Source organism: Rhizobacter sp. P2_H3 (assembly GCF_056403355.1).
Genome location: NZ_JBFUFQ010000296.1, coordinates 1 through 6,237, shown reverse-complemented (window position 1 = coordinate 6,237; position 6,237 = coordinate 1). Strand labels below are relative to the sequence as shown.

Annotated in this window: 8 protein-coding genes; 6 read left to right on the top strand and 2 right to left on the bottom strand. The window is 67.9% G+C overall.

Going from position 1 to position 6,237, the window contains the following annotated elements; genetic code table 11:
* Window positions 1-67 precede the first annotated feature (67 nt).
* Window positions 68-700, bottom strand: coding sequence for a COG4648 family protein (locus tag AC1D1T_RS29260; protein ID WP_477840104.1), 633 nt, complete (start codon window positions 698-700; stop codon window positions 68-70).
* A gap of 4 nt (window positions 701-704) precedes the next feature.
* Window positions 705-974 (bottom strand): phosphopantetheine-binding protein, encoded by a 270-nt coding sequence (locus tag AC1D1T_RS29255; protein WP_047511777.1) that lies wholly within the window; start codon window positions 972-974, stop codon window positions 705-707.
* 125 nt (window positions 975-1,099) lie between these two features.
* Between AC1D1T_RS29255 and AC1D1T_RS29250 the strand changes: the two genes are divergently transcribed.
* The 6 genes from AC1D1T_RS29250 to infC all read left to right on the top strand — a co-directional run.
* Window positions 1,100-1,897: a class I SAM-dependent methyltransferase gene (locus AC1D1T_RS29250; RefSeq protein WP_477993006.1), complete on the top strand. Its 798-nt coding sequence runs from the start codon at window positions 1,100-1,102 to the stop codon at window positions 1,895-1,897.
* Entirely contained in the window at window positions 1,897-2,373 is a 477-nt protein-coding gene (locus tag AC1D1T_RS29245) for an acyl-CoA thioesterase (protein ID WP_047511783.1), read from the top strand. Before AC1D1T_RS29250 ends, AC1D1T_RS29245 begins: the two co-directional genes overlap by 1 nt.
* Window positions 2,374-2,429: 56 nt before the next feature.
* Window positions 2,430-3,134 carry an aquaporin Z gene (aqpZ, locus tag AC1D1T_RS29240; RefSeq protein ID WP_047511786.1) on the top strand — a complete coding sequence of 235 codons (705 nt, stop codon included), beginning with the start codon at window positions 2,430-2,432 and terminating at the stop codon, window positions 3,132-3,134.
* Window positions 3,135-3,222: 88 nt separating this feature from the next.
* Window positions 3,223-3,735 (top strand): glycine zipper 2TM domain-containing protein, encoded by a 513-nt coding sequence (locus tag AC1D1T_RS29235; protein ID WP_465112475.1) that lies wholly within the window; start codon window positions 3,223-3,225, stop codon window positions 3,733-3,735.
* 185 nt (window positions 3,736-3,920) lie between these two features.
* Window positions 3,921-5,840, top strand: a complete 1,920-nt coding sequence (gene thrS / locus AC1D1T_RS29230) for a threonine--tRNA ligase (protein ID WP_477840100.1) — start codon at window positions 3,921-3,923, stop codon at window positions 5,838-5,840.
* 118 nt (window positions 5,841-5,958) lie between these two features.
* Window positions 5,959-6,237, top strand: a 279-nt coding sequence (gene infC, locus AC1D1T_RS29225) for a translation initiation factor IF-3 (RefSeq protein ID WP_477993005.1), incomplete at its 3' end; no start/stop codon positions are given.

Below are 6,237 nucleotides of genomic sequence, written 5' to 3'. Positions count from 1 at the left end.
CCGGCACGCCAGGCGAGCGGCGCGTCGAGCGGCGCGCCGTCGAGCAGCGGCAGCGGGGTGTGCTCGCTCATTGCGGGGTGTCGGCGGCGGCGCTCGCGCGGTAGGCGCGCACCGCGTCGAGGAAGGCGACGCGGTCGAATTCGGGGTGCAAGCGGTATCGCAGCAGGTACTCGACGACGAACATCGCGACCAGCGAGATCGGCGTCAGCACGTTGGCGAACAGCGACCAGGCCGCGAGCGGGGCGAAGGCGAACAGCAGGAACGAGGTGCCGGCGATCGCGACGAAGTAGATCGTCCAGGCCCGCGTGACGTGCCGCGTGTAGACCACCATCGTCGGCTGCATCGGGTTGTGCAGGCGGCGCGCCAGTTGCGTGATGAAGGGCTCGCGCCCGTCGCGCAGCGTGCGGCCGAACCACCACGCGAGCCCGAGGTGGATGCCGGCATGCTGTGCCAGATAGAGCCAGGAGACCGGCAGCCGCGAGCCGTTCAGCAGCACCGCGACGGCGACCCCCGCCAGCCCGAACGCGACGAGCCGCTGGCCCGCATGCCACAGGCCCCACAGCGCGGCGCCGACCATCGGGCCGAGCAATGTGAGCAGTGCGAGAACGGAGCCGGCGTCGCGGCTCACGAGATGGTGCGCGAGCAGCGCATACGCCCCGAGGCCGACGGCGGCCAGACCCCAGCGGGCGCGCGCGTTCATGGCGTCACTGCGTACGGTGGACCGCGATGTGGCCGGCCAGGCTGCGCAGCGACGAGAAGATGCGCAGGTTGTCCTCGTCGCCCGAGCGCAGCTGGAAGCCGTAGCGCTTGGACACGACGAGCGCCAGCTCGAGGATGTCGATCGAATCGAGACCGAGGCCTTCGCCATACAGCGGCGCATCGGGGTCGATGGCGTCCGGGGCGATCTCCAGGTTGAGGGATTCGACCAGGAGCGTGCCGACTTCCGGCAACAGAGAGGTGTCAGCTGAACTCATGCGGTCTCGGGATACTCGTGCAGTGGGGTCCGCACGATCAAAGTGCGCGATTTTAGCGGAGCCGGCTTGCGGCTTCCGTCACAGGCCGTACCATCCACCCGACCCTGGCCCCTCGTCTGCCGCCCATGCCCGATCGCGCTCCGCCCGCACGCCTTTCGCCTGAGCCGCCCGGGCCCGGCCCTGCCGTGGTGCACCTGCCGCACGGCGCGCTGACCGACTACTACCCCGACGGCGACGTGCAGGCCCGCGAGCGCTTCATCCGCACCGCCTTCGACGACACCGCCGGCGACTACAACCGGCTCGAACGCATCCTCGGCCTGGGCACCGGCTCGTGGTACCGCCGCCAGGCGCTGCTGCGCGCGGGCCTCGCGCCCGGCATGCAGGTGCTCGACCTCGGCATGGGCACCGGGCTGGTCTCGCACGAGATCCTGCACGTGACGAACGAGCCGCAGCGGCTGGTCGGCGTCGACCCGAGCCCGGGGATGATGGCGCAGGCGCACCTGCCGCCCGAGGTGCGCTGCCTGGAGGGCCGGGCCGAGGCGCTGCCGGTGCCGGACGCGAGCGTCGACTTCCTGGTGATGGGCTATGCGCTGCGCCACATCGAGGATTTCTCGCTCGCCTGCGCCGAATTCCGCCGCGTGCTGAAGCCGGGCGGGCGGCTGCTGATCCTCGAGATCACGAAACCGGCCGGGCGCTTCACCACCGCACTGCTCAAGCTCTACATGCGCGGCGCGCTGCCGCTGCTGGCGCGCGTCGTCTCGAAGGCCGAGGGCACGCCCCGACTGTGGCGCTACTACTGGGACACCATCGCCGCCTGCGTGGCGCCGGCCGAGGTGGTGGCCACCTTGCGCGCGGCCGGCCTGCACGAGGCGGGCCGCCATGTGGAACTCGGCATCTTTTCGGAATACGGAGCTCGCGGCTGATGAACCTGCCTTCCCATCAACTGACCATGACCGTGCTGATGACGCCCGACATGGCCAATTTCACCGGCAACGTGCACGGCGGCAGCATCCTGAAGCTGCTCGACCAGGTGGCCTACGCCTGCGCGAGCCGCTATGCGGGGCGCTACGTGGTGACGCTGTCGGTCGACCAGGTGACCTTCCGCCAGCCGATCCACGTCGGCGAGCTGGTGACCTTCCTTGCGTCGGTCAACCACACCGGCAACACCTCGATGGAGATCGGCATCAAGGTCATCACCGAGAACATCCAGACGCAGCTGGTGCGGCACGCCAACAGCTGCTTCTTCACGATGGTCGCGATGGACGACGAACGCCGGCCGGCCACGGTGCCGCCGCTGGTGCCGGTGTCGCCGGACGAGATCCGCCGCAGCAAGGCGGCCCAGGTGCGGCGCCAGCTGCGCCAGGAGTTCGAGAAACGCGCGACCGCGATGACGTCTTGACGCTGCCGGATGGGAATGCGCAAATGCGCTCCTCATGAACTGACAGGAGAGGGGCGATGAACCTGACGAAGCGGGCTGCGGCCGAATTGATCGGAACCTTCTGGCTGGTGCTCGGCGGCTGCGGAAGCGCGGTGCTGGCCGCCGCCTTCCCGAACGTCGGCATCGGCCTGCTGGGGGTCTCGCTCGCGTTCGGGCTGACGGTGCTGACGATGGCCTTCACGATCGGCCACATCTCCGGCTGCCACCTGAACCCGGCGGTGTCGATCGGCCTGGTGGCCGGCGGGCGCTTCAAGGCGTCGGAGCTGCCGGCCTACATCGCGGCGCAGGTGATCGGCGGCCTGCTGGGCGCAGCCGTGCTGTACCTGATCGCGAGCGGCAAGGCGGGCTTCAGCCTGGCCGGCGGGCTGGCCTCGAACGGCTTCGGCGAGCATTCGCCGGGCGGCTATTCGGTGATGGCAGCGTTCGTCTGCGAGGTCGTGATGACCGGCATGTTCCTCGTGATCATCATGGGCGCGACCGACAAGCGCGCGCCGGCCGGCTTCGCGCCGATCGCGATCGGGCTGGCGCTCACGCTGATCCACCTGATCAGCATTCCGGTGACCAACACCTCGGTGAACCCGGCGCGCAGCACCGGGCCGGCGCTGCTCGTCGGCGACTGGGCGCTGGCGCAGCTGTGGCTGTTCTGGGTCGCCCCGATCGGCGGCGCGGTGATCGGCGGCGTGCTGTACCGCTGGCTGGCGGGGCCGGACGACAAGGCCTGACATCGTTCTTTACACGCGGGCGGCCAACCCGCCGCCGGGCTGCGGCGTTGCTCCGGGGCGGCGCCGCATCCGGCGCCCGGAGATGTCGATGAACCCGAAGCTTGCGCTGACGCGGCTCGCGCTGCTGGCCCTGGTGGGCAGCACCTTGTCCGGCTGCATCGTCTACCCCCGGCCGTACCACGAGCGGCCCTATGGCCCGCCGCCGGGGCCTCCGCCGGGTGCGGTCGTCGTCGTGCCGCAGGCACCACCGGCGCCGCGCTACTCGTACTACGACAATGGCCGCGGCCAGGTCACCAACATCGAGGTGCTGCGCCAGTACGAACGCCCGACCGGCGGCGGTGCCGTGCTGGGCGGCATCGTCGGTGCCGCGGTGATCGGCGCGGTGATGGGCGGGCGCGGCGCGGGCGTCGTCGCCGGGGCGGTGGGCGGGGCGATCGTCGGCAACGAGATCGAGCGCAACCAGACGCCGGCCTACGACACGTTCCGCATCACGGTGCGGCTGGACAGCGGCGTGTGGCGGCAGTTCGTCGTCACGCAGCCGAACGGCCTGCGCGTGGGCGACGCGGTGCGCGTCGAAGGCCCCCGCATCTTTCCCGGCTGATCTACAATCCCGGCTCCCACGAGCAGAGCAAGCAAGGAACGAGGAAGGCACCATGGTTATGACACCGCGAACTACGCCGGTTTTCACGAAGGTTTAGTCGGCCGCGGCTCGTCACGTCTTTACTCGTCATCTCTCTCGAAGCGCGGCTCACCCCCGCGCTTTTTTGTTTTCAGGAGCTCTCCCCCATGATTTCAGTCCAGTTGCCCGACGGTTCCCGACGCGAATTTCCCGGCCCGGTCACGGTGGCCGAGGTGGCGGCCTCCATCGGCACCGGTCTCGCGAAGGCGGCGCTCGCCGGGCGCGTCGGGCAGGGCGATGCGGCACGCGTCGTCGACACCAGCTACCGCATCGAGGCCGACACGGCGCTCGCGATCGTCACCGACAAGGACCCCGCCGGGCTGGACGTCATCCGCCACTCGACGGCCCACCTGCTGGCCTATGCGGTCAAGGAGCTGTTCCCCGAGGCGCAGGTCACGATCGGCCCGGTGATCGAGAACGGCTTCTTCTACGACTTCTCGTACAAGCGCCCGTTCACGCCCGACGACCTGGCGGCTATCGAGGCCAAGATGGGCGAGCTCGCGAAGAAGGACGAGCGCGTCGAGCGCCGCGTACTGCCGCGCGACGAGGCGGTGGCGTACTTCAAGAGCCTGGGCGAGCACTACAAGGCCGAGATCATCGCCAGCATCCCGGCCAACGAAGACGTCTCGCTGTACCGCGAAGGCAAGTTCGAAGACCTGTGCCGCGGCCCGCACGTGCCGAGCACCGGCCGGCTGAAGCACTTCAAGCTGATGAAGGTGGCCGGCGCCTACTGGCGCGGCGATCACCGCAACGAGATGCTGCAGCGCATCTACGGCACGGCCTGGGCCACCAAGGACGAGCTGCAGCAGTACCTGCACATGCTCGAGGAGGCCGAGAAGCGCGACCATCGCAAGATCGGCCGCGAACTCGACCTGTTCCACCTCGACGAGCACGCGCCCGGGCTGGTGTTCTGGCACGCCAGGGGCTGGGCCGTGTGGCAGCAGGTCGAGCAGTACATGCGCGCCGTCTACCGCGACAACGGCTACCAGGAGGTGAAGGGCCCGCAGATCCTCGACCAGGGGCTGTGGGAGAAGACCGGCCACTGGGGCAACTACCGCGACAACATGTTCGTGACCGAGTCGGAAAAGCGCGACTACGCGCTGAAGCCGATGAACTGCCCCGGCCACGTGCTGATCTTCAACTCGCAGATGCGCAGCTACAAGGACCTGCCGATCCGCTACGGCGAGTTCGGCCAGTGCCACCGCAACGAGCCGTCGGGCGCGCTGCACGGCATCATGCGGGTGCGCGGCTTCACGCAGGACGATGGCCACATCTTCTGCACCGAGGACCAGATCCTCGACGAGTGCGTGGCCTATACCGAGCTGCTGCAGAAGGTCTACAAGGATTTCGGCTTCACCGACATCATCTACAAGGTCGCGACGCGGCCGGAGCACCGCGTCGGCTCCGACGCCTTCTGGGACAAGGCCGAGTTCGCGGTGATGGAGAGCCTGCGCCGCTCCGGCTGCGAGTTCATCATCGCCCCGGGCGACGGCGCCTTCTACGGCCCGAAGATCGAGTACACGCTGAAGGATGCGCTGGGCCGGCAATGGCAGTGTGGCACGATGCAGGTCGACTACAACACCGCCGAGCGCCTGAACGGCGAGTACGTGACCGACACCAGCGGCCGTGCCCACCCGGTGATGCTGCACCGCGCCATCATCGGCAGCTTCGAGCGTTTCATCGGCATGCTGATCGAACACCATGCCGGCGCCCTGCCGGCGTGGCTCGCGCCGGTGCAGGTCGTGGTGGCCAGCATCACCGAGGCGCATGCCGACTACGCCCGGGAAGTGGCGAAAACACTTCAAAAACAAGGAGTTAGGGCGGAGAGTGATTTGCGAAATGAAAAGATCACGTATAAAATCCGCGAGCATTCCTTGCAAAAGGTCCCGTTCATCCTTGTCGTCGGCGAGAAGGAGAAGGCAATCGGGGCTGTTGCGGTGCGTGCCCGCGGCAACCAGGATCTCGGCGTGATGCCCTTGGACGACTTCTCGAAGAAGCTCGCCAGCGACATCGCCAACCGGGCCTGAAGTAAGGCAACTCCTGCCCGCAGGCGTTCATCGACATCCAAAGTTTGGGCTCCGCTGCCTCGGGGTCCGGTGAAAGGTAAGAACCATCGCTACTTTTGCTGACCGTCGCACTCCCAATGTGGAGCGCAAGCACCGCCTCAATCGCGAAATCATGGCGCCAGAGGTGCGGCTCAACGGTGTAGAGAACGAACCGCTCGGGATCGTGAACATCCAGGAAGCCCTGCGCATGGCGGGTGAACTGGACGTCGATCTGGTCGAAATCGCTGCGCAGGCCGATCCGCCGGTCTGCCGCTTGATGGACTACGGCAAGTTCAAATACCAAGAGCAGAAACGGGCAGCGGAAGCGAAGTCCAAACAAAAGGTCATCGAGATCAAGGAAGTCAAGTTCCGTCCGGGC